Consider the following 23,495-nt stretch of genomic DNA (forward strand, 5'->3'; position numbering starts at 1 on the left):
TCGGTGCCCTCGGCTAGGATGCGGACTATGCTCTCCCCCCAGGTTCCCGCCCGTGATACTCCGCGCCTTATCCGGAGAGTCATCTGGATCGCAATGGCTGTCATCGTCTTGGGCGGGGTGGCCTGGTATGCCCTTTTCACTGCCACCAAGCCCCCGCAGTCCGCATCCCCGGCAGCGGGCCAGGAACAACTCGTGCGCGCGGACAGCCACCGGCTCACCGCACCCCCCGAAGAAAAGGCGGAGCTGGTGGAATTCCTCGACTTCGAGTGCCCCTCCTGCGGGGCCGTGCACCCCTTTGTGGAGGAGCTCAAAGCGGAGTTCGGGGACAGGATCACGTTCGTCAACAGGTACTTTCCGCTGTCCGCCCACCCCAACTCCGGCCAGGCAGCGCTTGCTGTGGAGGCGGCCGCACAACAGGGCCAGTACCGGCAGATGGCAAACAAGCTGTTCGAACACCAGTCCCAATGGGCCGGAAACCAACAATCCCAGGCGCCCCTGTTCCGCACCTACGCGCAGGAGTTGGGGCTCAACATCGCGGAGTTCGATGCCGCCGTCGCCAACCCCGAAACCGAAGACCGCATCCTGGCCGATATCGCCGACGGCAATGCCCTTGGTGTCAACGGCACGCCCACCTTCTTCCTCAACGGGGAGAAGCTGACGCTAAGCACCAAAGCGGATTTCCGGCAGAAGCTGGCCGACGCCGCCAAATAACGGAGCTGCAGCGGGCTGGTGCTGCCGTGGCGGGAAGGCCGCCCTGTATTTACGCCGACCCCTTCTTTCCCCAGCGACTACTTTTGCCGTCCCTACTGTCCGCCAGCCCAGGCGAGCAGCTTATCCACCGGCCAGGTGGTGATGATCCGTTCGGGCGGCACGTTGTTGCGGGCTGCCCGCTCCGCGCCGTACTGCAGGAAGTCCAGTTGCCCCGGCGCATGGGCATCGCTGTCGATGGAGAACAGGCAGCCTGCCTCCAGCGCCAACTGGATCAGGGCGTCCGGTGGGTCCTGCCGCTCCGGGCGGGAATTGATCTCGACGGCCACGTCGTGTTCCGCGCACGCTGCGAACACTTCCTTGGCGTCGAAGTCCGACGGCGGCCGGGTTCCGCGCGAGCCCTCGACGAGCCGCCCGGTGCAGTGGCCCAGGATGTTGGTCTGCGGGTCCTGGATGCCGCCGAGCATCCGGGTGGTCATGGTTTTCCGGTCGGCGCGCAGCTTTGAGTGTACGCTGGCCACCACGATGTCCAGGCGGTCCAGCAGTTCCGGCTCCTGATCGAGCTCGCCGGACTCCAGGATGTCCACTTCGATCCCGGTCAGGAGCCGGGTGGCCCCGCCGTTGCTGTTGATGCCGGCCACTACGTCCAGTTGGTTCACCAGGCGCTCGGCCGACAGTCCATTGGCGATGGTGAGGTTGGGGGAGTGGTCGGTCAGGGCCAGGTACTCCCTGCCCAGCACCTCCGCAGCAGCCACCATCAACTCAATGGGGGAGCCGCCGTCGGACCATTCGCTGTGGCTGTGCAGGTCGCCACGGAGCGCCGCCCGGAGGTCTGCCCCACCGGATGCCAACGGCTGGGTGCCCTTCTCCCTGAGGTCTGCCAGGTAGCCGGGCACTTGCCCGTCCACGGCCTCCCGGATGACAGCGTAGGTCCGGTCGCCGATTCCCTTCATGGACTTGAGCCGGCCGGTGCGGGCCCGCAATGCCACTTCGTCAGGGCCAAGGGGGTTGATGGCAGCTGCCGCCTTGCGGAAGGCCTGGACCTTGAAGGTGGCGGCGCGTCCGCGCTCCAGCCAGAAAGCAATCTCGTTGAGCGCTGCGACGGCATCCATCCGTCCATCTTTACCCGTAAGGCGCTGGAAAAGTGGGGTCTTGCGCCAATTTTGGAATATTCCCGGTTACCCCCTATAGTTGTGGAGTCCCGTTCGGAGAACGCAAAGGACAAAGACGGAAAGCCCCGCTTGACGCCTTTTATTTTGCTCCGGACAGGTTCTGGCCCCCATCGTCTAGCGGCCTAGGACACCGCCCTTTCACGGCGGCGGCACGGGTTCGAATCCCGTTGGGGGTACTCAAGGAACTGGTCAAGCAGGCTAAAAAAGTCTGGTAGGCTGGAAGCCTTGAAAAAAGCGGTAGAGATACTGCGAAGCAAGAAACGCAAGGCCCTGTAGCGCAGTTGGTTAGCGCGCCGCCCTGTCACGGCGGAGGTCGCGGGTTCAAGTCCCGTCAGGGTCGCTCTGATTGTTGGAAGAGATTCCGGCTGTCATGGTGACTAGTCACCTAGGCTCTGTAGCTCAGTTGGTAGAGCGTTCGACTGAAAATCGAAAGGTCACCGGATCGACGCCGGTCGGAGCCACGACTGGGAAGCATCAGTTCTTCGGAACTGGTGCTTTTCTGCTTTAACCCCTGATGTCTCTTCCAGCGCAGTGTCACAGGCTGGGGATAGGGTGGAAGCAACAGAAGGGGGAGTGCCTGATGGAATACCAGAACCCACAACCCGTGGTGCCAAGCCGTCCCGCCGCAAGCCCGGCCCCGGGCCCCGGACGGACCGTCATCTCCGAGACTGCGGTGGCCAAGGTCGCAGGAATCGCCGCGCGGGCAGTTCCGGGCGTCTATTCCCTTGGGTCGGGTCCGTCCCGCGCCCTGGGCGCCATCCGCGACGCCGTCGGAAGCTCCGACCACGCCGCCGGTGTCCGGGCTGAAGTGGGCGAAACCCAGGTAGCAGTGGACATCACCCTGGTGGCAAGCTATGGAACACCCCTGCACTCACTGGCCAATGCGGTCCGCGCCGCTGTCTACCGCGCCGTCGAGGAACTCGTGGGCCTGCAGGTCATCGAGGTTAACGTGGAAATAGCGGACGTCTACGTGCCCCCGCCCGTCAAAACCACCCCGCCCGCCACGGCCGAACGGGAGGCACTGCTGTGAGCCTCACGGTGGCAGGCGTGGCGATGGGCGCCTTCGTGGCTTTCATGTCCCTGCAGTTCGGGCTGTGGGGCTTCCTTGTCTCCTTGCTCTTCATGGCCATCGGAGCGCTCCTGGGCCGGGCTGCGGAAGGGAAACTGGACCTGCGCGGCGTCTTAGATGCCATCACCGGCCGGCGTTCCTCCTCATGACAACACCCGCACCCGTTATGCCTGGGCAGGCGCTCGGCGGCCATAACCGGATCAGCACCCAGGCATTGACCAGCCTTGCCAGGGTGGCGGCGGCGCAGGCCTTGGGCGTCGACGCCCAGGATGTTCGGGCGGATTGGACGGACGACGACGGCCTGCTGGCTTTATCCCTCGTTGCCCCCATCAGCATCCCGCCTTTGCAGTCCGTGGTGCTGGAGCCGGCACGGGTGCAGGCGGCCGGCGGGTCCGTCTGGGACCGCACCGTCAGGGCCAAGGCAACCATCCTGGCAACAGTCTCCGAACTGAGCGGTTCCCGGTTGAGCCGCGTGGATATCCGCATCAGCGGGGCAAGGATCAGCACAGCAAGGACCAGCGCAGGAGGGCGGGTGCGGTGAGCAGCAGCGTGGAAGACCGCGGGGCGGCTGAGGAGACCCAGGGGAGCACCGGGACCCTCATGCGCAGGGTCCTTTACCGTGAGACCCACTCCTCCCGTGCCTCCGTGTCCATTGCCGCCGCTGCCCTCGTCCTAATTTTGGCCGCCTACGGCGTGCTGGAATCCGGGGTCCACGCCGTGGGCCAGCCCGCCTGGCTCATTGAGCCGCAGGTTGCCGCCCAGCGCATCGTGGACCTTCCGGCCGGGATCTCCCCGCTGCTGCTGTCAGCGATTGGCGCCGTCCTTGCCATGCTGGGCCTGATCTTCTTCCTTAATGGGGTCCTCCCAGGAAAACGCGCCCGCCACCTGCTGGCCGGTGCACCCGGCGAGGGCCTCCCGGCCGTGGTGGTGGATGACGAGGTCATTGCATCCTCGCTTGCCCGCCGCGCGCGCCTGGCCGCCAACGTCACGCCTGAACAGGTCATGGTGGTTGTTTCCCAGCGACAGGTGCTGGTCAACGTGCGTCCCACGTCAGGAATCCCCGTGGACCAGGACAGGGTATTGGACGCCGTCCGCGACGAGCTGGACCAGATGCTGCTGGAACCTGCTCCCGTTCCCCGCGTCAACGTCACCACTTCCGGGGTGGTTGGGGCATGAACAGCACCCCGGCACTGCTCAACCGCATCCTGCTCACTGTGCTGGGCCTGGCCCTGCTTGGAGCAGGGATCCTGTTGGTGCTGCTGACGGCCGTTCCTCCCGTTGCTTCCTGGTGGCACGCCTGGTCCGGCGGGGTCTGGGGCGGGATCACCCGGCTTTTCGAGTCCACGCGGTTCCCGGGCCGGTCGGAAAGCTGGTTGTGGATTGTCGTGGCACTGGCGCTGCTGGCGCTGATGGGCCTCATGGTGGCCTGGATCGCCCAGCAAGGAAAAGGCCGGTCAAACCTCCTCGCAGCCGAATACGATCCCGGTGACACCCCCGGCGACGTCCGCATCGGCGGCGGGGTAGCGGAACAGGCGCTGAAGCAGGCTTTGGAGGGGAGGCCGGACTTGGCCGGTGCCACGGTCACTGCCTATGACGTGAAGGGCTCGCCCGCATTGAAGGTCCGTCTTCTTCCGCGCCAGGGTGTCGCACCGCATCTGCTCGCGGCCGAGGTGTCAGGACTCGTGCACGCGCTGGAGTCCGTTGTGGGCAAGGAGGTGCCGGTCCTCATCCACATCGGGGCAGGGGCGCGGACGCGCTTCAGCCGGGCCGAGCGCGTCCGCTAGGTTGCCCCTGGTGCCGGCGGGCGCTGCTGCCGGTACTGCACGCCCTTCCCGGTTACCGACCGCCGTGAAGATGCCGGCCGATTTCAAGGCGCTGCCTGCTTTGAAGATAAACAGTGCAGTCCACGGGGATTTCCTGGATGGCGGCCCACTCTTCGGCGGGTTCGGGACCGCTGGAAAGGACCACGGCATAACCTTCGGGCACGGGGGCCGAGGCGAAGCTCATGTTGGACAAGACCACTGTTTCCCCATTGCGGAAAGCCAGCAGCCCGGTGTCCGGCGAGTGTTCATCGGTCCACTCCACGGTGCCGCTGCCCAGGCGCTGGGCTGCCCTGAACGCCAACGCTGCGCGGTAGAGCTCCAGCGTTGAGCCGTCCTCGCCGTCCTGTCTGTCGGCGGCCAGGGGGCCGAAGCTTTCGGGCTGCGGGAGCCACGGTTCGGGCGCTTTTGCGGAAGCGCCTTGGGAAAAACCATAACCGGGTTCTTCCCCTGCCCACGGCAGCGGAACCCGGCAACCATCGCGCCCGATTTCTGCGCCGTGGGTCCGGAAGAACGTCGGGTCCTGCCTGGCCTCCGCAGGGAGGGTAGTGTGCTCCGGAAGTCCCAGCTCCTCACCTTGGTAAAGGTAGGCCGAACCCGGCAGGGCCAGTGCAACCAGCGTGGCGGCCCGGGCCCGGGCCAGGCCCAGGGATGCGTCCGGTTGTTCGTCGTCAGGGCCAATGCCCTTTGGAAAAGTGGTGGGATCCGTCAGCCCGAACCGGGTGGCATGACGCACCGTGTCGTGGTTGCTGAGCACCCATGTGCAGGGAGCACCTACTGATGCTGCCGCTGCCAGCGAGGCGTCAATGGCGTCAGCCATGCGTTCGGCATCCCAGCCGGCCAGCAGGAAATCGAAGTTGAAGGCCTGCTGCATCTCATCGGGCCGGACGTAGCGAGCCAGCCGCTCAGCCGGTTCCACCCATGCTTCGGCAACCATCATCCGGTTTCCGCCGTATTCGGCCAGGACCTGGTTCCAGTCGCGGTAGATCGCGTGCACACCGTCCTGGTCGAAGAACGGCGACGGCGGATACATCGGGGAGACTGCCCTGTGCGGTTCCTCGGCATCGGTGTGGGCATGGGGTGCATCCCCTGGGAGGTGGCTTTCAGGGTGCGGAACGGACGTTCCCTCCACCATGGCAGCGACTCCGTCCCAGTCGGGCAGTCCCGCCTCCTTCACCAGGCCGTGGGCAACGTCCACGCGGAAACCGTCGGCGCCCCGGTCCAGCCAGAACCGCAGCACCGAACGCATCTCCTCGTGGACTTCGGGGTTGTCCCAGTTCAGGTCCGGCTGCTTGGTGTCGAAAAGGTGCAGGTACCACTGTCCCGGCGACCCGTCAGGGTTGGCCACCCGGCTCCACGCCGGGCCGCCGAACACCGACTTCCAGTTGTTGGGCGCCCGCCTGCCGTCGCCGGATCCGGGCACCTCGTCCTTGCCGTCCCTGAAAATGTACCTGTTCCGTTCGGGGCTGCCCGGTGCTGCGGCCAGCGCCTCGCGGAACCAGACATGTTCGTCGGAAGTGTGGTTGGGCACCAGGTCCACAATGACCTTCATGCCCCGGCGGTGAGCCTCCTGCAACATGGCGTCGAAGTCCGGCAGAGACCCGAAAAGCGGGTCGACCTGACGGTAGTCCGCTACGTCGTATCCCCCGTCGGCCTGCGGTGATTTGTAAAACGGCGACAGCCAGATAGCATCCACACCCAGCCGTTCGAGGTAGGGGAGCCGGTCCAGGACGCCGCGCAGGTCTCCCATGCCATCGCCGTTGCCGTCTGCGAAGGAACGGGGGTAGATCTGGTACACGACTGCGTCGGCCCACCAGGCAGAGGGACTTGGACTGGGTGCCGGAACGGTCGGGTCTGGCATTTGGTTCCCCTCTGATAACTTTTTGATGTAAACGCTTGCATTCCCGACAGCTACCTTACTAGTGTGACTGTCACCACATCAACCTCACCTAGCAAGCGCACTGTCGACTTACTTGTCACTCAGCGAGGAGCTTCAAGCTAATGAAAACCCCGAGATTCCTGCTTCCGGCTGCCACGGCCGGCATTCTGGCCCTTACGTTGTCCGCCTGCGGCGGCGGAGGTGGAGGGGGCACCACGGGCGGTGGAGGCAGTGACGCTGACGCCAACCTCGACGGCCGCGGGCCCATCACCTACGTCCAGGGCAAGGACAACAGCAACGTGGTCCGTCCCTTGGTCGATAAGTGGAACGCTGCGCACCCGAACGAAAAGGTCACGTTCAAGGAACAGACCGACCAGGCCGACCAGCAGCACGACGACCTCGTCCAGCACTTCCAGGCAAAGCAGTCCGACTACGACGTTGTGGATGTGGATGTTATCTGGACCGCGGAGTTTGCGGCCAAGGGTTGGCTGCAGCCGCTGAAGGACAAGATGGCGATTGACACCAGCGCCATGCTCAAGCCAACCGTGGAGAGCGGAACCTACAAGGGCACCCTGTACGCTGCCCCGCAGACCTCTGACGGTGGCATCCTCTACTACCGCAAGGACCTCGTTCCCACCCCGCCCAAAACGTGGGACGAGATGATGAGCATGTGCTCCATCGCCAAGCAGAACAACATCGGCTGCTACGCCGGCCAGTTCAGCAAGTACGAGGGTCTCACCGTAAACGCCTCCGAGGCCATCAACTCGGCCGGCGGCTCCGTCCTCAACAAGGATGGCAAGCCCAACCTGAACACCCCCGAGGCCAAAGCCGGCCTGGAAAACCTGGCGAAGGCCTACGCCGATGGCAACATCCCCAAGGAAGCCATCACCTACAAGGAAGAGGACAGCCGGCAGGCCTTCCAGAGCGGAAAGCTCCTGTTCCTGCGCAACTGGCCCTACGCCTTCAACCTGATCACCACTGAAGGCTCGTCCGCAGTGAAGGACAAGACGGGCCTGGCCGCCCTGCCCGGCAAGGACGGCCCCGGTGCCTCCTCGCTTGGCGGACACAACCTCGCCGTCAGCGTCTACTCCAAGAACAAGGCCACCGCGCTGGACTTCCTGAAGTTCATGACCTCCGAGGAAACTGAGAAGTTCTACGCTACCCAGGGTTCGCTGGCTCCGGTGCTTGGTTCGCTCTATGAGGACAAGGAACTGGTTGCCAAGCTGCCCTACCTGCCGGTCCTGAAGACGTCCATCGAGAACGCCGTGCCGCGTCCCGTAACACCGTTCTACCCGGCGGTCACCAAAGCAATCCAAGACAACGCATACCCGGCAATCAAGGGAGAAAAGTCAGTGGAAAGCGCACTCTCTGACATGCAGAAGTCCATCGAATCCGCTGGTGCGGGATCGTAGTTCTGCCATGGCAACCGAACTAGGCCCGACGCCGGTCAAGTCACCGGCGTCGGGCGGTACCCCCGTCCATCACGCCCCCAAAGGCGTAGGGGAGGACAACAGGATCGCAAGCCAGGGGCGCTGGGCTTCCTGGCTGCTCGCCCCCACCATCGTGGCCCTCGCGGTGGTGATTGTTTACCCGATCATCAGCGCCATCGTCATGTCCTTCCAGAAGGACGCCGGCCTGGACCCCGCTACCGGACTCTTCACCCAGGGCGGCCCGGCAGGCATCCAGAACTACGTGAACTGGCTGGCGCAGCAGTGTGCAGCACCAAACGGCGGAACCGTCGCCTGTCCCCCCGGCACCTTGGGCGGCCAGTTCTGGTCTGCCACGGCCACTACCTTCTTCTTCACGGTAGTGACGGTGGCACTGGAGACTGTCCTGGGCTTCTGGATGGCCATGATCATGGCCCGGACGTTCCGCGGACGCAGCCTGGTCCGTGCAGCCGTCCTGGTGCCCTGGGCCATCCCCACCGCCGTTACGGCCAAGCTTTGGTTCTTCATCTTCGCGTTCGAAGGCATCGCCAACAAGCTGTTCAACACCACCATCCTGTGGACGGGCAGCGAGTGGCCGGCCAAATGGGCCGTGATCATTGCGGACGTCTGGAAGACCACGCCGTTCATGGCGCTGCTGATCCTCGCCGGTCTCCAAATGATTCCGGCGGAAGTCTATGAAGCCGCCAAAGTGGACGGCGCCACTGCCTGGCAGCGGTTCCGGCTGATCACCCTGCCGCTGGTAAAGCCGGCGCTGATGGTGGCCATCCTGTTCCGTACCTTGGATGCGCTGCGCATGTTCGACCTGCCCTACATCCTCACCGGCGGCGCGAACAATACGACCACCTTGTCCATCCTGGTGATTAACCAGATCAGGCAAGGCTTCAACTCGGCAGCTGCACTGTCCACCATTACCTTCATCATCATCTTCCTCGTCGCCTTCATCTTCGTTCGCTTCCTCGGGGCGAACGTGGTTGAACAGAGCGGCGCCACAGGAAAGGGGAAGAAATGACCACGGCAACAGCAGACGCCTCAGCGCTGCGCGCCCGGCAGGACAAGGGCCGCAAGGCTGCGCAGAACCGTGAGAAGTGGGCCCAGGGACGCACCTACCTCAGCGCAGCGATCATCCTGCTCTGGTGCCTGGCTCCGGCGTACTGGATGGTGGTCACGGCGTTCCGCGATGTGGGGTTCACCTACGACACCTCGATCCTGCCCACGCATGTCACCCTGGACAACTTCAAAACGGCGTTTGATACGTCCTTCGGGAACCGGTTTGGCCAAGCGCTGCTGAACAGTGTGTTTATCGGCGGCGTGGTGACCATCGTGTCCCTGTTGATCGGTGTGTTCGCGGCCTACGCGCTGGCCCGGCTGAACTTCAGAGGCAAGATCCTGGTGCTCGGGTTCATCCTTGGGGCTTCCATGTTCCCCGGCGTTGCCCTGATCACCCCGCTCTTCCAGCTGTTCACCAACATCGGCTGGATGGGCACGTACCAGGCGCTGATCATTCCGAACATCTCCTTCGTGCTCCCGCTGACGGTCTACACCATGACCTCGTTCTTCCGGGAAATGCCGTGGGAGCTTGAAGAATCGGCCCGCGTGGACGGCTGCACGCAGGGGCAGGCCTTCCGGAAGGTCATCATGCCCTTGGCGGCACCGGCTATCTTCACCACGGCAATCCTGGCCTTCATTTCCTCGTGGAACGAGTTCCTGATCGCCAGCCAGCTGTCCAGTGACGCAACCCAACCGGTGACGGTGGCTATCGCCAACTTCGCCGGCGCCCAGCCCAACCAGATCCCCTACACGGCCATCATGGCCGCAGGCACCATCGTCACCATCCCGCTGGTGATCCTGGTGCTGGTCTTCCAGCGCAAGATTGTCGCCGGCCTCACGGCAGGTGCAGTCAAGTGACGGACAACGGTTCCCGCCCCCGCACTCCGGGGGCGGGAAACCGCAGCCGGCTGGTCCGATCGGGCGAGGACTTCGACATCATCATCGGCTTCCTCGCGTTCTGGGCACTGGTCCTGCTGGTGGTCACCGTGTGGATGGAAGTTACCGCCCAGCCGGCCCTTGGCTGGGCGCTGGGCCTGCTGGCAACACTGCTGGCGCTGTATGGCATGGTGCGGCTGCGCAGGAAGCTGCCGGCCCGCAGGTAGGCGTTGACGCGCGCATCCGCCTTCGCGGCAACTGCGTGGATTTGCGCTGTCTAAGTTTTCATTCCCTGGCCGCGCAATGGAAAATACAGGGCCAGGGTACACGCAGGGCCGGCTGGCTCTACGCCGAAAAGGAGTTACAGAGGGGACACGGTGGCACGGACAACGGAAAGGTCCCAGCGGGGCGGCCATAACGGCGTCAGCATCGAGGACGTTGCGGCGGCCGCCGGAGTCTCCACAGCCACCGTCTCCCGCGCAGTCCGTGGACTGCCGCGGGTTTCGCCCGCCACCCGGGAAAAGATCCTGGAAGTGGCCGGGAATCTTGGCTACGTGGCATCCTCCTCAGCCTCGGGGCTGGCCACCGGACGGACCAAGACCATTGGCGTCCTGGCCCCGTTCGTGAGCCGCTGGTTCTTCTCGAAAGCCATCGAGGGCGCTGACCGTGAGCTCCATGCCCGCCACTACAACCTCTCGCTGTTCAACCTCGGCGGCCACGGCAGCAACCGGGAGCGGCTGTTCAGCAAGACCATGGTCTACAAGCAGATTGACGCCCTGCTGGTCCTTTGTATGGCGCTCACCCATGAAGAGATCGAGCACTTGCAGAAGATCGATATCCCGCTGGTTGTGGTGGGAGGGCATGTGGAGGAATGCCCCTACATTGGCATCGATGACTACGCCGCTGCCTCCACCGCCGTCCGGCACCTTATCGACCTGGGGCACCGGGACATCGCCCTGCTGCATGGCGACGACGAGACCGACCTGAATTTCGACGTCCCCCGGGTCCGCATCCTGGCGTTCAAGGACGTCATGGCGGCGGCCGGCCTGCCGACGCGGCCGGAATGGGACGAATGGGGAGACTTCACCGTCCGCAGCGGCCAGGAGGCCTTCCGCCGGTTGTGGTCCCGGCCCGGGCAGAAGCCCACGGCGATCTTTTGCGCTTCCGACGAGATGGCCATGGGAGTGATCTTCGAAGCCAACCACGCCGGCGTCAGTGTTCCGGGCGACCTGTCAGTGGTGGGTATCGACAACCACGACTTCGCAGAAGCCATGGGCCTCACCACCGTGGGCCAACGGCCGGACGAGCAGGCCGAACTGGCCACCAAGATGCTGCTCGACGAACTGGATGGCCAGGCAGGAGCTGTCCGCTCCGCGGTGGCACCCCATGAACTGATTGTCCGGCGCACCACGGCGCCGCCGCAAAACCTCTAACAGCCCACTACCTGTAAGGGCACTGCACCTCTAACAGCCAGGGAACCGTTATGAGGCGCGGGCCAGCTGCCGGATAGGGATCCAGCGCGAGGCAAGCCGCCGGTAGGCCGCTGCAGCGCCGGTCATGTCACCCTCCGCCAGGCACTCGATGCCCAGCCTGATATCCATCGGGGACTCGTCCGGGTAGACCTTGTCCGCCACTGCGCCGTAGTCCAGCTCCACCATGGAGTTCACGTGGAACAGCTCAAGCCATTCCGTCAGTTGGGCCAGGTCGTCAAGCATGTCGAGGTCCGGGGCGGCGAGGGCCAGGTTGGCCACGGCATAGCGGGCCCGTTCCAGGGCTTCGGTGATGGGCGTCCACACCCGAACGGTGAGGATCCGTCCGCCGGCTTCCACCACATCCTTGCGGTCGGATTCAGCGAACAGTGAGAACCAGCTGAACGGGATGCCCCATGTCGACGCCCGCGTGTGCACCCGGACGGAACCGTCCCTGGCCTTCACCAGATCGATCCGCTCCTGGTGCCGGTCCCGCTGTTCCTCCGGGATCAGCAGCTCGGCCAACGGACCGTGGATGCCTTCCATCAGGGCATTGGCTGCCAGTCCGGCGCGCAGGACCAACTGGCTGGGACAGTACAGCAGGACCGGCTCCGAGCCGGCGTCAGCGCCGTCGTCGGCCGTTCCGCCTTCCGGTGACGGCGCCGTGGTGACGCGGACCAGGTCGGTGCGTCCGGTGGGGAAGGGGTCCCCGCCGGAGCGGGTGATGCGTCCCAGCGAAGCCAGCAGTTCAGCGTTTTCGACGGCGGCGCGCGAGACTGCCTGCGCCCCGGCTGCCTCGATGGCCGGGCGTTGTTCCTCCGGAAAGGCTTCCAGGGGTTCGTAGACGCGCAGGGTGGAGGAGAAAGGCAGGCCGGCCTGGCCCCGGTAGAGGTTTCCCGTCATTGCGGTCTCCTTGCATGGGTCCAGGCCACGGTCATCAGTCCGCCAGTTCCACCAGCACGGGCGCGTGGTCGGAAGCGCCCTTGCCCTTGCGTTCCTCGCGGTCGATTGAGGCGCCGGTGACGCGGGCTGCCAGGGCGGGGGAGGCCAGAACGAAGTCGATCCGCATGCCTTCCTTTTTGGGGAACCGGAGTTGGGTGTAGTCCCAGTAGGTGTAGACGCCGGGGCCGGGGGTGTAGGGCCGCACCACGTCCGTGTAGCCGGCGGTTTCGAATGCGTGGAATGCCTCCCGCTCGGGCGGGCTGACGTGGGTGGACCGGTTGTTGATAAACAGGTCGATGTCCCAGACGTCTTCGTCGAAGGGTGCGATGTTCCAGTCGCCCATCAGTGCCACCTGAGCCTGGGGATCGTCCGTGATCAGGGTCTGGGCGTGGGTCTTGAGGCTGTCCAGCCACTTCAGCTTGTACGGCATGTGCTCATCGTCCAGGGAGCGGCCGTTGGGGACGTAAAGGCTCCAGACGCGGATGCCGCCGCACGTGGCCGCCATGGCCCGGGCTTCCTGCACGGGATCCTTGCCGGCCTTGCCGAACGACGGTTGGTCCAGGAATGTCCGCTCCACGTCCTCAAGCCCCACCCGGGAGGCGATGGCCACGCCGTTCCACTGGTTGACGCCGAAGTGGGCCACCTCGTAACCCATTCGCTCAAAGAGTTCCCAGGGGAAGTTGTCGTCCTTGCACTTGGTCTCCTGGATGGCCAGGACGTCGCAGTCGCTGCGCTGCAGCCACGCTTCGACGCGGTCGGCGCGGGCACGGAGCGAGTTCACATTCCAGGTAGCTATCTTCACGGTTCCTAACTTACCTTGGCAGCTGCACGCGGGGTAAAGCCTTCGCCGGCCCCGCCCCATGGTGCCCGTACGGTTGGTTACGGACCGGAAGGGGCGGGTATATTCGCCAACAGAATGACTTGGATCACTCATCCGGCCACCATGCGAAGGAGCACCCAGCCCATGACGGCAGCCACGGGGAATACAACGGACAGCACGGCAGGCAACGGGGGAGCGGACGTACTTTTTGAACGGCGCGGCAGGCTGGGGGTGGCAATCCTCAACCGGCCCCGGGCGGTCAACGCGCTCACCGCGGAAATGGTGGACCTGCTGCTGCGCCAACTCACCACCTGGGCAGGGGACGACGGCGTGGCCACCGTCCTGGTGCAGGGCGCCGGGGAGCGGGGCCTGTGCGCGGGCGGAGACATCGTGGCCATCTACCAGGACATGCTGCAAGGTGGAAACGCGACGGCGGGTTTCTGGCAAACCGAGTACCGCCTGAACTCCCTGATCTCCAGGTACCCCAAGCCATACGTTGCGCTGATGGACGGCCTGGTCCTCGGCGGCGGGGTTGGTGTCTCGGCGCACGGGAACGTCCGCGTCGTCACGGAGCGGACCAGGATGGGGATGCCGGAAACCACCATCGGGTTTGCCCCCGACGTCGGCGGGACCTTCCTGCTCTCCCACGCACCGGGAGAAACGGGAACCCACGCGGCCCTCACAGGCGCACACCTGGGAGCCGGAGATGCCCTGTTCCTGGGCCTTGCAGACCACTACGTTCCGTCATCCTCGGTGCCCAGCCTGATGGCGGCGCTGGAAACCGAAAGCCCGGAAGACGCCGTCGCACGTTACGCCGGGCAACCCCCTGCCTCGGTGCTTGCCGGCCAGCGGGAATGGATTGATGCCTGTTACGACTCGGACGATGCCGGGGACATTGTCGCCCGTCTCCGCGCGTGGACCGGGCCCGGGCAGGACGATGCCACGGCGGCTGCAGACACCATCGAGGCCAAATCGCCGACGTCGGTCAAGGTCACCCTGGCGTCCCTGCGCCGCGCTTCAAGCCTGACCCTCGATGAAGTGCTGGCCCAGGAGTACCGGGTAGGAATCCGCTTTCTGGGAGGACCAGACTTCCGTGAGGGAATCCGCGCCCAGGTGGTGGACAAGGACCGGAACCCGCAGTGGAAACCGGCCACCCTCGCCGAGGTGCTTCCGCAGGATGTGGACCGGTTCTTCCAACCGCTGGACGGTGGGGAACTGGACCTGCAGGTGAAGGCGACGGACCATGCCTGACACACGCCGCGTTGCTTTCCTGGGGCTGGGGCACATGGGGAACCCGATGGCCATAAACCTGATCAGGGCCGGTTACCGGTTGACCGGCTTTGATGTGGTGCCGGCGGCACTGGAAGCGGCGCAGGCCCAGGGCGTTCCAGTGGCAGGATCGGCCATTGACGCCTTGGCCGGCGCCGAGGTGGTCCTGACAATGTTTCCCAGCGGCAGACACGTCCTGGACGCTTACCGGGGCGCCAGTGGGGGACCTGGCCTGCTGGCAGCAGCACAGCCGGGAACCATGTTCCTGGATTGCTCCACCATCAACGTGGATGAGGCCCGCGAAGCTGCCCGCCTGGCTATCGAAGCAGGCCACCGGTCCGTCGACGCCCCCGTTTCCGGTGGTGTGGTGGGTGCCGAGGCCGGCACCCTGACCTTCATGGCCGGCGGGGACGACGCGGACTTCGAGTCCGTGCGGCCGCTCCTGGAGGTCATGGGCAAGCGGGTGGTGCACTGCGGCGGACACGGCGCCGGCCAGGCCGCCAAAATCTGCAACAACCTGATCCTGGGCGTCTCCATGATCGCGGTCAGTGAGGCCTTCGTCCTCGGCGAGAAGCTGGGCCTGACCCATCAGGCACTGTTCGACGTCGCTTCCGCGGCGTCCGGCCAGTGCTGGGCGCTGACCACCAACTGCCCGGTGCCGGGACCGGTTCCCGCCAGCCCTGCCAACCGGGACTACCAGCCGGGTTTTGCTTCAGCACTGATGGCCAAGGACCTGAACCTCGCGGTCAACGCGCTTAACGGCACGGGGGTGGCGGGGGAAATGGGGGCGCTCGCCGCCCATATCTACGATAGGTTTGCCGCGGAGGGCGGCGCAGGCCGTGACTTCTCCGCCATCATCACCGAGATCCGCCGGGCATCCGGCAAGCCTGCCCTGGACGCGGTAGCCGGGGAGCAATCCCCCGGGGAGTCGCCCGGCAGGCACAGTACAACAGCACACGACGACGGGAGTCCCGAATGACGGAGTACGCCAACATCCTGGTGGAGCAGCAAGGCAGGGTAGGGCTGGTGACGCTCAACAGGCCCTCCGCGCTGAACGCGCTGAACAAAGCCACCATGGAAGAGTTGGTGGCAGCCGTCACCGCCATGGACTCCGATCCCGGCGTGGGGGCGGTAGTGATCACGGGCTCGGGCAAGGCCTTCGCCGCGGGAGCCGACATCAAGGAGATGGCGGACCAGAGCTACATGGACATGTACCTGGCTGACTGGTTCCGGGGCTGGGAGGACTTCGCCCGGCTGCGGATTCCCACCATCGCCGCAGTGTCGGGCTTTGCCCTGGGCGGCGGCTGCGAACTGGCCATGATGTGCGACCTCATCATTGCCGGCGACAATGCGAAATTCGGGCAGCCCGAAATCAACCTGGGCGTCCTCCCGGGCATGGGCGGGTCCCAGCGGCTCACCCGGGCTGTGGGCAAGGCCAAGGCCATGGACATGATCCTCACCGGCAGGTTCATAGACGCCGAGGAAGCGGACCGGTGCGGGCTGGTGTCGCGCGTGGTTCCGGCGGCGGACGTGGTGTCCGAGGCACTCACGGTGGCCGGGGTGATAGCCGGCAAATCCAAGCCCGCGGCGATGGCGGCCGTGGAAGCCGTCAATGCGGCCTTCGAAACCGGCCTGGCCCAAGGAGTCCAGTTCGAACGGCGGCTCTTCCATTCCCTGTTCGCCACCGAGGACCAAAAGGAAGGCATGGCGGCGTTCACCGAGAAGCGCCAGCCCGAGTTCAAGCACCGGTAGTGTGGACAACCATGACCGGTGCAGCCAGCCCCACGGAGGGGCTTACGGGAGTCGTGGGCTTTGCGGCGAGGGCCATTGATACCCTGGGCGAGTGGGGCGTTGGCGCCTTTACGCTCGCCGAGACTGTGGTGCCGCCGATCCCCAGCGAGGTGATACTCCCGTTGGCGGGCTACCTCGCCAAGCAGGGCTCCCTGAACCTCTTCCTCGTCTTCGCCACCAGCACCCTTGGTGCGTACCTGGGGGCATTATTGCTCTACTGGCTGGGCGCCAAACTGGGTTTGGACAGATCCATCCGGTGGTTGTCCAAGCTGCCGCTCGTGGACCGGGAGGACTTTGAGCACGCGGCGGGCTGGTTCCGCCGCCACGGCAGGTCCTCCATCTTCTTCGGCCGCCTGCTGCCCGGGGTACGCAGCCTTATTTCCCTGCCGGCGGGAGCGGCAGCCATGCCCGTGGGAACCTTCAGCCTCTTCACCCTCGCCGGCAGCGGCCTCTGGAACGGCGCCCTCATCGGCCTGGGCTACCTTTTGGGCACCCAGTACAGGCTCATCGAGGAGTACTCGCACTACCTCAACTACGCCGTCTACGCCGCGCTGGCCGTTGCCGTGGTCCTACTCGTCGTCCGGCGGACCAAACGCGCCAAGGCCAGGCGCTGACAACTGGCGCGTGAAAGGTTGTCAGCGACTGGGGCCTCTCGGTACCATCGCATTGGTAAGCATACTTAGTGTTGATGGCCGTGCCTGCAGGGGCACGGAACGGAGTCGGGATGCGGGTCAAAAAGGCAGTTGTGGTCATCACCGGAGCCTCAAGCGGCATCGGCCGTGCAACGGCGCTGGCCTTCGCGGACAAGGGTGCCCGGCTGGTCCTCGCCGCACGGAGCGCCGCTGCCCTGGAAAGCCTGGCTCATGAGGTGAGGAGGCGGGGAGGCAAGGCCATTGCCGTCCCGACGGATGTCACGGACGCCGCAAGCGTTGAAGCACTTGCGGACCGGGCCGTGAAGGAGTTTGGGCGGCTGGACATCTGGGTGAACAACGCCGCCGTCGGAGTTTTTGGCCGCCTCACCGATATTCCTCTTGCAGACATCAGGCGCGTGCTGGAGGTCAACATCGGGGGCTACATCCATGGTGCCCGCGCCGCGCTGCCCCGGCTTCGTGCACAGGGATCAGGGGTGCTGATCAACGTCGCATCCATCGTGGGCGAGATATCCCAGCCCTACACGGCCGCGTACTCCATGTCCAAAGCTGCGGTGCGGGCCCTGAGCGTCAGCATCCGGTCCGAACTGCGGCTGGACGGAGTGCGGAAAGTGAAGGTCTGCACGGTGCTGCCCGCGGCCATCGACACGCCCTTCTTCCAACATGCGGCAAACTACACCGGACGGAAAGTGGTAGCGATGCCGCCGGTCTACACCCCGGAACGCGTGGCAGGAACCATCGTCAGCCTGGCCGCCAAGCCCCGGCGCGAGGCAGTGGTGGGCCCCGCCGGACGGCTGATGGTCCTTCAGCACAAGCTCACGCCGGCCAAGGTGGAAGCCGCCATGGCCGCGCAGGTGGATAAGACCCACTTGTCACGGAAGAAGCCGGCAGCTGCCACGACGGGAACCCTCCACGAGCCGTCAGGCCACAGCCGCAAGGCTTCCGTCAGCGGCGGCTGGCAGGGGAGGCGGCGGACGGCGCGGCGCAGGATGGTGGCCGCAGGCACGGTGGCGGGGGCCGTCGTCGTGCTTTGGAGCCGGAGGCAGCTGACGCACCCCGCAGCCTGAACCCTGCAATGGCCGGCAGGCGCCAGCGGAGTCACCTGGCGTGCCGGTCCCGGGGTGTACGGTGCCTGGCCTGGGCAACCAGGCGCGTGAACGCAAAAACAAAGATTGCCTCGAACAGCAGCATGAGGCCCATCAGCAGCCACTGCTGCCGGGTGATGAAGACTATGCACCCGGTCAAGGCCAGGATGGTTCCCAGGGCGAGCGCGTAAACGGCGAAGCCGACCGCAACCCGCGCGCTGCGTACGCCGGTCCGGAACCCGAACCCGTGCGGCTCCCCGCCGGGCTGGCCGGGGACGCGGTCCGGCGCGGCAGGTCCGAGGGAGTCGAACTCCTCCCACGGATCCCGGTCCTGGTCCTGTCCCGTCATGCCCCCATTATCCCAAACTGTAGAAGCGGAGGGGGGGCAGCCAAGGCGGTGCATGAAAACAGCGGCCGCTCCACCCTGGGGTGGAGGGGCCGCTGAATGGGGTCCCGGCAGCTGCCGGAGGCCGCCGAAGACTTAGAGCGGGCGGATATTCTCTGCCTGCGGGCCCTTGGGGCCCTGGGTCACATCGAATTCGACCTTCTGGTTCTCGTCCAGGGAGCGGTAACCGCTGGTGGCGATTGCCGAGTAGTGGGCGAAAACGTCAGCGGACCCGTCATCGGGGGCAATGAAGCCAAAACCCTTTTCGGCGTTGAACCATTTAACTGTGCCTGTTGCCATGGCTGCATTCCTTCATGTGACTCTGATTCTCTCCCCGGGGATCGTCCCGGAGTGCGCGGGAGGTAATCCCCCACTGTCCCCAAACGTACGGGGCGGAGGGCCTGGGTGCAAGGGTATTCGCGATAAAGCCACCTCAACGCATGCCTTCGCGGCGGGTTGCGGTGGCAATGGCTGCCGCCCGGGTATCAACTCCAAGCTTGGCGTAGATGTGTGCCAGATGGGTTTTTACCGTGGCCTCGGAGATGAAAAGCCGGCGGCCCAGTTCGCGGTTGCTGAGCCCCTCGGTGAGCAGGCTCAGCAGCTCGGCTTCGCGCGGTGTCAGGACTTCGTCCGGGTTGCGGAGCTGCTGAAACAACCGGGATGCCACCGGCGGGCTCATGACGCTTTTGCCTTGGACGGCGCCCCGAATGGCGGCGAAGATTTCTTCCGGGGCAGCATCCTTCAACAGGTAACCCATCGCGCCGGCGTCCACTGCACGGACAATGTCGGCGTCGGAATCGTAGGTGGTGAACACCAGGATGGCCTGCCGGCCGTTAAGGTCCCTGATCCGCCTGATCGCTTCGAGCCCGTCCATGCCCGGCCCCATGGCCAGGTCCATCACCACCACGGCGGGGGAGTGGATCTGGGCCAGCTGCACGGCTGCCTCGCCGGACGCAGCCTCACCCACCACCTCGATGTCGGGCTGGGTGGACAGCAGCGCGCGCAGGCCGCTCCTCACCACCAGATGGTCGTCCACCAGCAGGACCGTGATGGTGCTCATCTGCCTCCTTCCACCGGCAGTTGCGCCGCCACTATGGTTCCTTCGCCCGGGGCACTTTGCACCGAGAAGCTTCCACCCAGCTGCTCTACCCGCTGCCGCATGGCCCGCAGGCCGTACCCTCCTGCATTCGATGGCGGAGTTGCCGCTGACGGATCAAAGCCGGCGCCGTCGTCGTAAATATCCAAAGTGACGGAGTCCGGCAGGAAGCCCACGGTCACCGCGGCTGTCCTGGCGTCCGCATGGAGCGCAATGTTTGACACTGCGCTTTGCGCCACCCGAAGCAAGGCGTGGCGGACCTCTGGTGGAACTTGCCGGGGCTCGCCCGTCACGAGCAGGGTGGCTCCGGGCACATACTGCCGGGCGGCGAGGCACAGTGCGTCCGGCAAGGGGGTCGCGTCAATTCCCGGTGAGGCCAGGTCGTGCACCAGGCTGCGGGTCTCGGACAGGTTGATGCGCAGCAGGGCGGTGGCCTGTCTGAGATCCGCCTGTGCGCCAGGGGCAGGCCAGGAACGGTCCGCCGCTTCGAGCAGGAGCAGGCTGCTGGCCAGGCCCTGGGTGACGGTGTCGTGGATTTCCCGGGACACGCGCTCACGCTCGGCCATGGTGCCGGCCCGACGCTCGCTGGCCGCCAGCTGGTCCTGGGCGAGCGAAACCTCGGCGTTGAGGCGCCGCTGCTCCTCCGCATCGTGTTGGATACGGTCGTACACCAGTGTCAGCATGAGGCCCACCGCAACCGGCCCCAGAAGCATCGCCAGATCGGTGCCACCGCTCAACCTGTAGAGGCCTGCCGCCGTAGCAGCCGCCGTCGTCCCCGCCGCAATGTACGCCGCCCTTCCGGCAAGGGCGCTGCGGCACAGAAAGAAGAGCGCGAACGAGCACCAGGCGAAGCTCGGTGCCGCCACCACCAGCACCGCCCATACAGCCACCAGGGTGAACATCCACGGCAGCCCTGGCCTGCCCCGCCTGGCCAGGACCGCGACGGCGGCATACAGCAGGCTTGCCGCGGCCGCCAGGCCCAGGACCAGCAAGTTATCCGCCGGGCTGTGACGCATGATGTACCGGACCAGTGATGCAACCAGGAGCACCGCGAACCCGAGGTGCACCGCTGTACCGATGCTGCCCAGGCTGGTGCCGGCGGCAGGGTGGGGCCGGACTCCCTGCCTGATGTGATCAGCAGGCGTGGCGGTGGGAACTCCGGTGCGCATGGGACGCCGCCTGTTCTTCGTGGTGGGAACGCTGTCTCCATGCTATTGCCCCCGCCTCTGCTGGTCCTCAGCCTTTTGGCTGATACGGCTGGCCTTTGGTCTGAACGGGAAGCAACCTAAGGCCCGATGGCAGGCGACGCCGCCCCCGGAAGGGTTGATGCGTATCCTCCAGCCAATCCGATTCCAGGGAGTCACCGTGAAGAAGTCCCACAAAGTATTCGCCGCCGCAGCAGCAGGCGCGCTCGTCCTGACCGCAGGGGCCACGGCGGCCGCCAACGCCGGGCCGGGACCCGCGCCCGCGGCCGTTCCCGCCGTCGACGTCCAGCCTGCGCCCGGGACTGTTGTCCAGCAGAACCGGATTTCCGTTGGCGCCTCCTTCACCGCGGTGAACGCCGCCCTCGCCAAATGCCAGGCGGATAAGATCCCGTTTGTCACCGTGGCCCTCGTGGACCGGTTCGGCACCATCCAGGCCCTGCTCCGGGGGGACAACGCCGCGGAGCACACCATCGAAGCCGCAAAGCAGAAGGCGTACACGGCCGCGGCGTTCGGTGCGCCCACGAGTGAACTGGCCAAGCGGATTATTGGGAACGGCCCGTCCATTGCAGACCTGCCAGGCACTCTGTTCCTGGCGGGCGGCGTCCCGCTGAAGGTCAACGGCGTGTCCGTGGCGGGCATCGGCGTCGGTGGTGCTCCCGATGGCGCGTTGGATGAAGCCTGCGCCACCGCCGGCGCGGAAGCCATCGCGGGCGCAGGAAAGTAGGACGCAGGCAAGTAGGCTGCAGGGATGCGGCGGGTCAGGCGGACGTCAATCGCAGCCTTCCGCCTGACCCGCCCCTTCCCATGCCGAGTCGGGGCACTTTGGCGCGGACACGCCGTCGTAATTCCCCGGACGGCCGGTGTACCGCATCAAAGTGCCCCGCGACGGGCGGATATCCCCAGCTAGACGGCTTCGAGGATGCTGACGTAGTTGGCGATACCCACGCCGCCCATGTTCTGCACGGCTGCCCGCCGTGGAGCCGCCAGCTGCATGTCGCCGGCGGTCCCCGTGAGCTGCATGGCTGCCAGGACATGCTGGGATACCCCGGTTGCGCCAACCGGGTGGCCCTTGGATTTGAGGCCGCCGGACACGTTGACGGGCAGCTTTCCGTCCTTGAAAACCCAGCCTTCCTCCAGCGCACGGGCGCCCTGGCCGGGTTCTGCCAGGCCCATGGCCTCATACATCAGCAGTTCGGCGATCGTGAAGCAGTCGTGGACCTCTGCGAGGTCCAGGTCATGGATGCCAACACCGGCCATCGCCAGGGCGCGCTGCCAAGAAACCCGGGTGGCTTCGAAGGCGGTGGGGTCCCGGCGGGCGGCAGGGAAGAAGTCATTCGCATGGCCAAAGCCGGCGAGCCGCACGGCAGGGTTGGTGCCGCCGGTGGCGGACCTAGAGAGGACGACGGCGGCAGCGCCGTCGGACACGGGGGAGCAGTCGGTGCGGCGCAACGGATCGGCGACCATCGGGTTCTTGTCCGAGACGGTCTGGCAGAATTCCTCGCCAAGGTCCTTCCGGAGTTGGGCATAGGGGTTGTCGACGCCGTTGCGGTGGTTCTTCGCCGCGATGGTGCCCAGCACGTCGGACACCGGGCCGTAGCGCTTCTCGTAGTGCTTCGCGACCTCGGCGAAGAGGCCGGTAAAACCTGTGGTGGAGGGCTTGCCGGCCATGTCGTAGTCGGCCCCGAGCAGTCCGGCGCCCACCACGTCGGCGCCGGCGTGGGTCATCTTTTCCGCGCCAATGACCAGGACAGTCTTTGCGGTCCCCGCCAGCAGCGACTTGGTGCCCTGCTGGAACGCGGCCGATCCCGAGGCGCAGGCGTTCTCCACCCGGGTGGCGGGGACGTTGGCCAGGTCCGGTGAGACCTGCAGCGCCAGCGAGGACGGGAACGCCAGTGGCATCATGCCGGAGTTGAACTGGCCCACGTAGACTTCGTCGATCTGGCCGGGCTCAATCCCGGCGGTGCTGATGGCCTCGGTAGCCACCTGCACGATCAGGGACTCCAGGGTTTCCTCCGTCAGCTTGCCAAACCGGCTGTGGCCCCAGCCGGTGATCAGGACATCCTTGCCGAATTGTTCCTTGAGGCTCATGCCGCCACTTCCTTCTCATCGAGCCGCACTTCGAAGCCGGCTTCGGTCTTTTCCCGGATCTCCTCTACCGTGACCCCCGGAGCCAGCCGGGTCAGCGTGAGCTGCCGCCCGCCGTCGTCCATCTTGTTCAGGTCGAAGACGGCGAGGTCGCTGATGATCCTGTCCACGCAGCTGAGCCCGGTCAGCGGAAGCGTGCATTCGCGCACGATCTTGGCCGTGCCATCCTTGGCGTTGTGTTCGGTGAGGACCACGACGCGCGGGGTGCCGGCCACCAGGTCCATGGCACCGCCCATGCCCTTGACCATCTTGCCCGGGATGGTCCAGTTGGCCAGGTCTCCGTTTCCGGAGACCTGCATGGCGCCCAGGATGGCCACTTTGACGTGGCCGCCGCGGATCATGCCGAAGGAGGTGGCCGAGTCGAAGATGCTCCCGCCGGGCAGAACGGTGACGGTTTGCTTGCCGGCGTTGATCAGGTCAGCGTCCTCCTCGCCCTCAAAGGGGAAGGGGCCCATGCCCAACAGGCCGTTCTCGCTCTGGAGCACTACCCGCACGCCCTCGGGCAGGTTGTTGGCCACCAGCGTGGGGATGCCGATTCCCAGGTTCACGTAGTCGCCGTCGTTCAGTTCCTCCGCCGCGATGGCGGCCATTTCATCCCTGGTCCATCCCATGGGGTTTC

At 65.7% G+C, this 23,495-nt stretch carries 27 protein-coding genes and 3 tRNA genes; 20 read left to right on the plus strand and 10 right to left on the minus strand.

Features of this window, described 5'->3' with window-relative positions; genetic code table 11:
- Positions 1-27: 27 nt before the first annotated feature.
- The gene (locus tag LFT49_RS03105; protein ID WP_237429715.1) at positions 28-711 is read left to right on the plus strand and encodes a DsbA family protein; all 684 of its coding nucleotides are present in this window, start codon (positions 28-30) and stop codon (positions 709-711) included.
- Between the two features lie 92 nt (positions 712-803).
- Here the strand turns inward: LFT49_RS03105 and LFT49_RS03110 are convergent, their stop codons facing one another.
- Positions 804-1,820 carry a PHP domain-containing protein gene (locus tag LFT49_RS03110; RefSeq protein ID WP_237429716.1) on the minus strand — a complete coding sequence of 339 codons (1,017 nt, stop codon included), beginning with the start codon at positions 1,818-1,820 and terminating at the stop codon, positions 804-806.
- 163 nt (positions 1,821-1,983) lie between these two features.
- Here LFT49_RS03110 and LFT49_RS03115 point away from each other — a divergent pair.
- The 8 genes from LFT49_RS03115 to LFT49_RS03150 all read left to right on the plus strand — a co-directional run bounded on the left by LFT49_RS03115 (position 1,984) and on the right by LFT49_RS03150 (position 4,733).
- A tRNA-Glu gene (locus LFT49_RS03115) sits at positions 1,984-2,056 on the plus strand.
- A 90-nt stretch (positions 2,057-2,146) separates the two neighbouring features.
- A tRNA-Asp gene (locus LFT49_RS03120) sits at positions 2,147-2,220 on the plus strand.
- Between the two features lie 48 nt (positions 2,221-2,268).
- Positions 2,269-2,341, plus strand: a tRNA-Phe gene (locus LFT49_RS03125).
- A 119-nt stretch (positions 2,342-2,460) separates the two neighbouring features.
- A complete protein-coding gene (locus LFT49_RS03130) occupies positions 2,461-2,910 on the plus strand; it encodes an Asp23/Gls24 family envelope stress response protein (protein ID WP_236800864.1) in 450 nt (149 codons plus the stop codon).
- Positions 2,907-3,098 carry a hypothetical protein gene (locus LFT49_RS03135; RefSeq protein WP_236800865.1) on the plus strand — a complete coding sequence of 64 codons (192 nt, stop codon included), beginning with the start codon at positions 2,907-2,909 and terminating at the stop codon, positions 3,096-3,098. Before LFT49_RS03130 ends, LFT49_RS03135 begins: the two co-directional genes overlap by 4 nt.
- Complete coding sequence (locus LFT49_RS03140) at positions 3,095-3,490, plus strand: hypothetical protein (protein ID WP_237429717.1); 396 nt, start codon at positions 3,095-3,097, stop codon at positions 3,488-3,490. Before LFT49_RS03135 ends, LFT49_RS03140 begins: the two co-directional genes overlap by 4 nt.
- A complete protein-coding gene (locus LFT49_RS03145; protein WP_237429718.1) occupies positions 3,487-4,125 on the plus strand; it encodes a hypothetical protein in 639 nt (212 codons plus the stop codon). The genes LFT49_RS03140 and LFT49_RS03145 overlap by 4 nt, the downstream gene beginning before the upstream one ends.
- Positions 4,122-4,733 (plus strand): hypothetical protein, encoded by a 612-nt coding sequence (locus tag LFT49_RS03150; protein ID WP_237429719.1) that lies wholly within the window; start codon positions 4,122-4,124, stop codon positions 4,731-4,733. The genes LFT49_RS03145 and LFT49_RS03150 overlap by 4 nt, the downstream gene beginning before the upstream one ends.
- 52 nt (positions 4,734-4,785) lie before the next feature.
- Here the strand turns inward: LFT49_RS03150 and LFT49_RS03155 are convergent, their stop codons facing one another.
- Positions 4,786-6,630, minus strand: coding sequence for a glycoside hydrolase family 13 protein (locus LFT49_RS03155; RefSeq protein WP_237429720.1), 1,845 nt, complete (start codon positions 6,628-6,630; stop codon positions 4,786-4,788).
- Between the two features lie 140 nt (positions 6,631-6,770).
- Here LFT49_RS03155 and LFT49_RS03160 point away from each other — a divergent pair, with 140 nt between their 5' ends.
- The 5 genes from LFT49_RS03160 to LFT49_RS03180 all read left to right on the plus strand — a co-directional run bounded on the left by LFT49_RS03160 (position 6,771) and on the right by LFT49_RS03180 (position 11,452).
- Complete coding sequence (locus LFT49_RS03160; RefSeq protein ID WP_236800870.1) at positions 6,771-8,060, plus strand: ABC transporter substrate-binding protein; 1,290 nt, start codon at positions 6,771-6,773, stop codon at positions 8,058-8,060.
- A 7-nt stretch (positions 8,061-8,067) separates the two neighbouring features.
- Entirely contained in the window at positions 8,068-9,105 is a 1,038-nt protein-coding gene (locus LFT49_RS03165; protein WP_236800872.1) for a carbohydrate ABC transporter permease, read from the plus strand.
- Positions 9,102-10,001 (plus strand): carbohydrate ABC transporter permease, encoded by a 900-nt coding sequence (locus tag LFT49_RS03170; RefSeq protein ID WP_237429721.1) that lies wholly within the window; start codon positions 9,102-9,104, stop codon positions 9,999-10,001. Before LFT49_RS03165 ends, LFT49_RS03170 begins: the two co-directional genes overlap by 4 nt.
- Positions 9,998-10,246, plus strand: coding sequence for a hypothetical protein (locus tag LFT49_RS03175; protein WP_236800876.1), 249 nt, complete (start codon positions 9,998-10,000; stop codon positions 10,244-10,246). The genes LFT49_RS03170 and LFT49_RS03175 overlap by 4 nt, the downstream gene beginning before the upstream one ends.
- 150 nt (positions 10,247-10,396) lie before the next feature.
- The gene (locus LFT49_RS03180; RefSeq protein WP_236800877.1) at positions 10,397-11,452 is read left to right on the plus strand and encodes a LacI family DNA-binding transcriptional regulator; all 1,056 of its coding nucleotides are present in this window, start codon (positions 10,397-10,399) and stop codon (positions 11,450-11,452) included.
- Between the two features lie 48 nt (positions 11,453-11,500).
- Here the strand turns inward: LFT49_RS03180 and LFT49_RS03185 are convergent, their stop codons facing one another.
- The gene (locus LFT49_RS03185) at positions 11,501-12,391 is read right to left on the minus strand and encodes a hypothetical protein (protein WP_237429722.1); all 891 of its coding nucleotides are present in this window, start codon (positions 12,389-12,391) and stop codon (positions 11,501-11,503) included.
- Positions 12,392-12,425: 34 nt separating this feature from the next.
- The gene (locus LFT49_RS03190) at positions 12,426-13,232 is read right to left on the minus strand and encodes an exodeoxyribonuclease III (RefSeq protein WP_237429723.1); all 807 of its coding nucleotides are present in this window, start codon (positions 13,230-13,232) and stop codon (positions 12,426-12,428) included.
- 162 nt (positions 13,233-13,394) lie between these two features.
- Between LFT49_RS03190 and LFT49_RS03195 the strand changes: the two genes are divergently transcribed.
- The 5 genes from LFT49_RS03195 to LFT49_RS03215 all read left to right on the plus strand — a co-directional run bounded on the left by LFT49_RS03195 (position 13,395) and on the right by LFT49_RS03215 (position 18,027).
- On the plus strand, positions 13,395-14,501 hold the full coding sequence (locus tag LFT49_RS03195; protein ID WP_236800880.1) for an enoyl-CoA hydratase/isomerase family protein: 1,107 nt from the start codon (positions 13,395-13,397) through the stop codon (positions 14,499-14,501).
- On the plus strand, positions 14,494-15,498 hold the full coding sequence (gene mmsB / locus LFT49_RS03200; protein WP_237429724.1) for a 3-hydroxyisobutyrate dehydrogenase: 1,005 nt from the start codon (positions 14,494-14,496) through the stop codon (positions 15,496-15,498). The genes LFT49_RS03195 and mmsB overlap by 8 nt, the downstream gene beginning before the upstream one ends.
- Positions 15,495-16,271, plus strand: coding sequence for an enoyl-CoA hydratase (locus LFT49_RS03205; RefSeq protein WP_236800882.1), 777 nt, complete (start codon positions 15,495-15,497; stop codon positions 16,269-16,271). The genes mmsB and LFT49_RS03205 overlap by 4 nt, the downstream gene beginning before the upstream one ends.
- Positions 16,272-16,282: 11 nt before the next feature.
- On the plus strand, positions 16,283-16,924 hold the full coding sequence (locus LFT49_RS03210; protein WP_237429725.1) for a DedA family protein: 642 nt from the start codon (positions 16,283-16,285) through the stop codon (positions 16,922-16,924).
- Between the two features lie 110 nt (positions 16,925-17,034).
- Positions 17,035-18,027 carry an SDR family oxidoreductase gene (locus tag LFT49_RS03215; RefSeq protein WP_237429726.1) on the plus strand — a complete coding sequence of 331 codons (993 nt, stop codon included), beginning with the start codon at positions 17,035-17,037 and terminating at the stop codon, positions 18,025-18,027.
- Between the two features lie 31 nt (positions 18,028-18,058).
- Here LFT49_RS03215 and LFT49_RS03220 read toward each other — a convergent pair whose 3' ends face one another.
- The 4 genes from LFT49_RS03220 to LFT49_RS03235 all read right to left on the minus strand — a co-directional run bounded on the left by LFT49_RS03220 (position 18,059) and on the right by LFT49_RS03235 (position 20,695).
- Complete coding sequence (locus LFT49_RS03220; protein ID WP_237429727.1) at positions 18,059-18,394, minus strand: hypothetical protein; 336 nt, start codon at positions 18,392-18,394, stop codon at positions 18,059-18,061.
- Positions 18,395-18,526: 132 nt separating this feature from the next.
- Positions 18,527-18,730: a cold-shock protein gene (locus LFT49_RS03225; RefSeq protein ID WP_009357211.1), complete on the minus strand. Its 204-nt coding sequence runs from the start codon at positions 18,728-18,730 to the stop codon at positions 18,527-18,529.
- A gap of 133 nt (positions 18,731-18,863) precedes the next feature.
- On the minus strand, positions 18,864-19,490 hold the full coding sequence (locus LFT49_RS03230; protein ID WP_237429728.1) for a response regulator: 627 nt from the start codon (positions 19,488-19,490) through the stop codon (positions 18,864-18,866).
- The gene (locus tag LFT49_RS03235) at positions 19,487-20,695 is read right to left on the minus strand and encodes a sensor histidine kinase (protein ID WP_237429729.1); all 1,209 of its coding nucleotides are present in this window, start codon (positions 20,693-20,695) and stop codon (positions 19,487-19,489) included. The genes LFT49_RS03230 and LFT49_RS03235 overlap by 4 nt, the downstream gene beginning before the upstream one ends.
- A gap of 196 nt (positions 20,696-20,891) precedes the next feature.
- Between LFT49_RS03235 and LFT49_RS03240 the strand changes: the two genes are divergently transcribed.
- Entirely contained in the window at positions 20,892-21,455 is a 564-nt protein-coding gene (locus LFT49_RS03240) for a GlcG/HbpS family heme-binding protein (protein ID WP_237429730.1), read from the plus strand.
- Between the two features lie 179 nt (positions 21,456-21,634).
- On the opposite strand, the gene LFT49_RS03245 is transcribed toward LFT49_RS03240, so the two are convergent.
- Both LFT49_RS03245 and LFT49_RS03250 read right to left on the minus strand, forming a co-directional pair.
- Positions 21,635-22,819, minus strand: coding sequence for an acetyl-CoA acetyltransferase (locus tag LFT49_RS03245; protein WP_237429731.1), 1,185 nt, complete (start codon positions 22,817-22,819; stop codon positions 21,635-21,637).
- Positions 22,816-23,487 carry a CoA transferase subunit B gene (locus LFT49_RS03250; RefSeq protein WP_237429732.1) on the minus strand — a complete coding sequence of 224 codons (672 nt, stop codon included), beginning with the start codon at positions 23,485-23,487 and terminating at the stop codon, positions 22,816-22,818. Before LFT49_RS03250 ends, LFT49_RS03245 begins: the two co-directional genes overlap by 4 nt.
- Positions 23,488-23,495: the final 8 nt, after the last annotated feature.

Origin of the sequence: Arthrobacter sp. FW306-06-A, assembly GCF_021870055.1 — a bacterium.
In the GTDB taxonomy this organism is placed as follows: domain Bacteria; phylum Actinomycetota; class Actinomycetes; order Actinomycetales; family Micrococcaceae; genus Arthrobacter.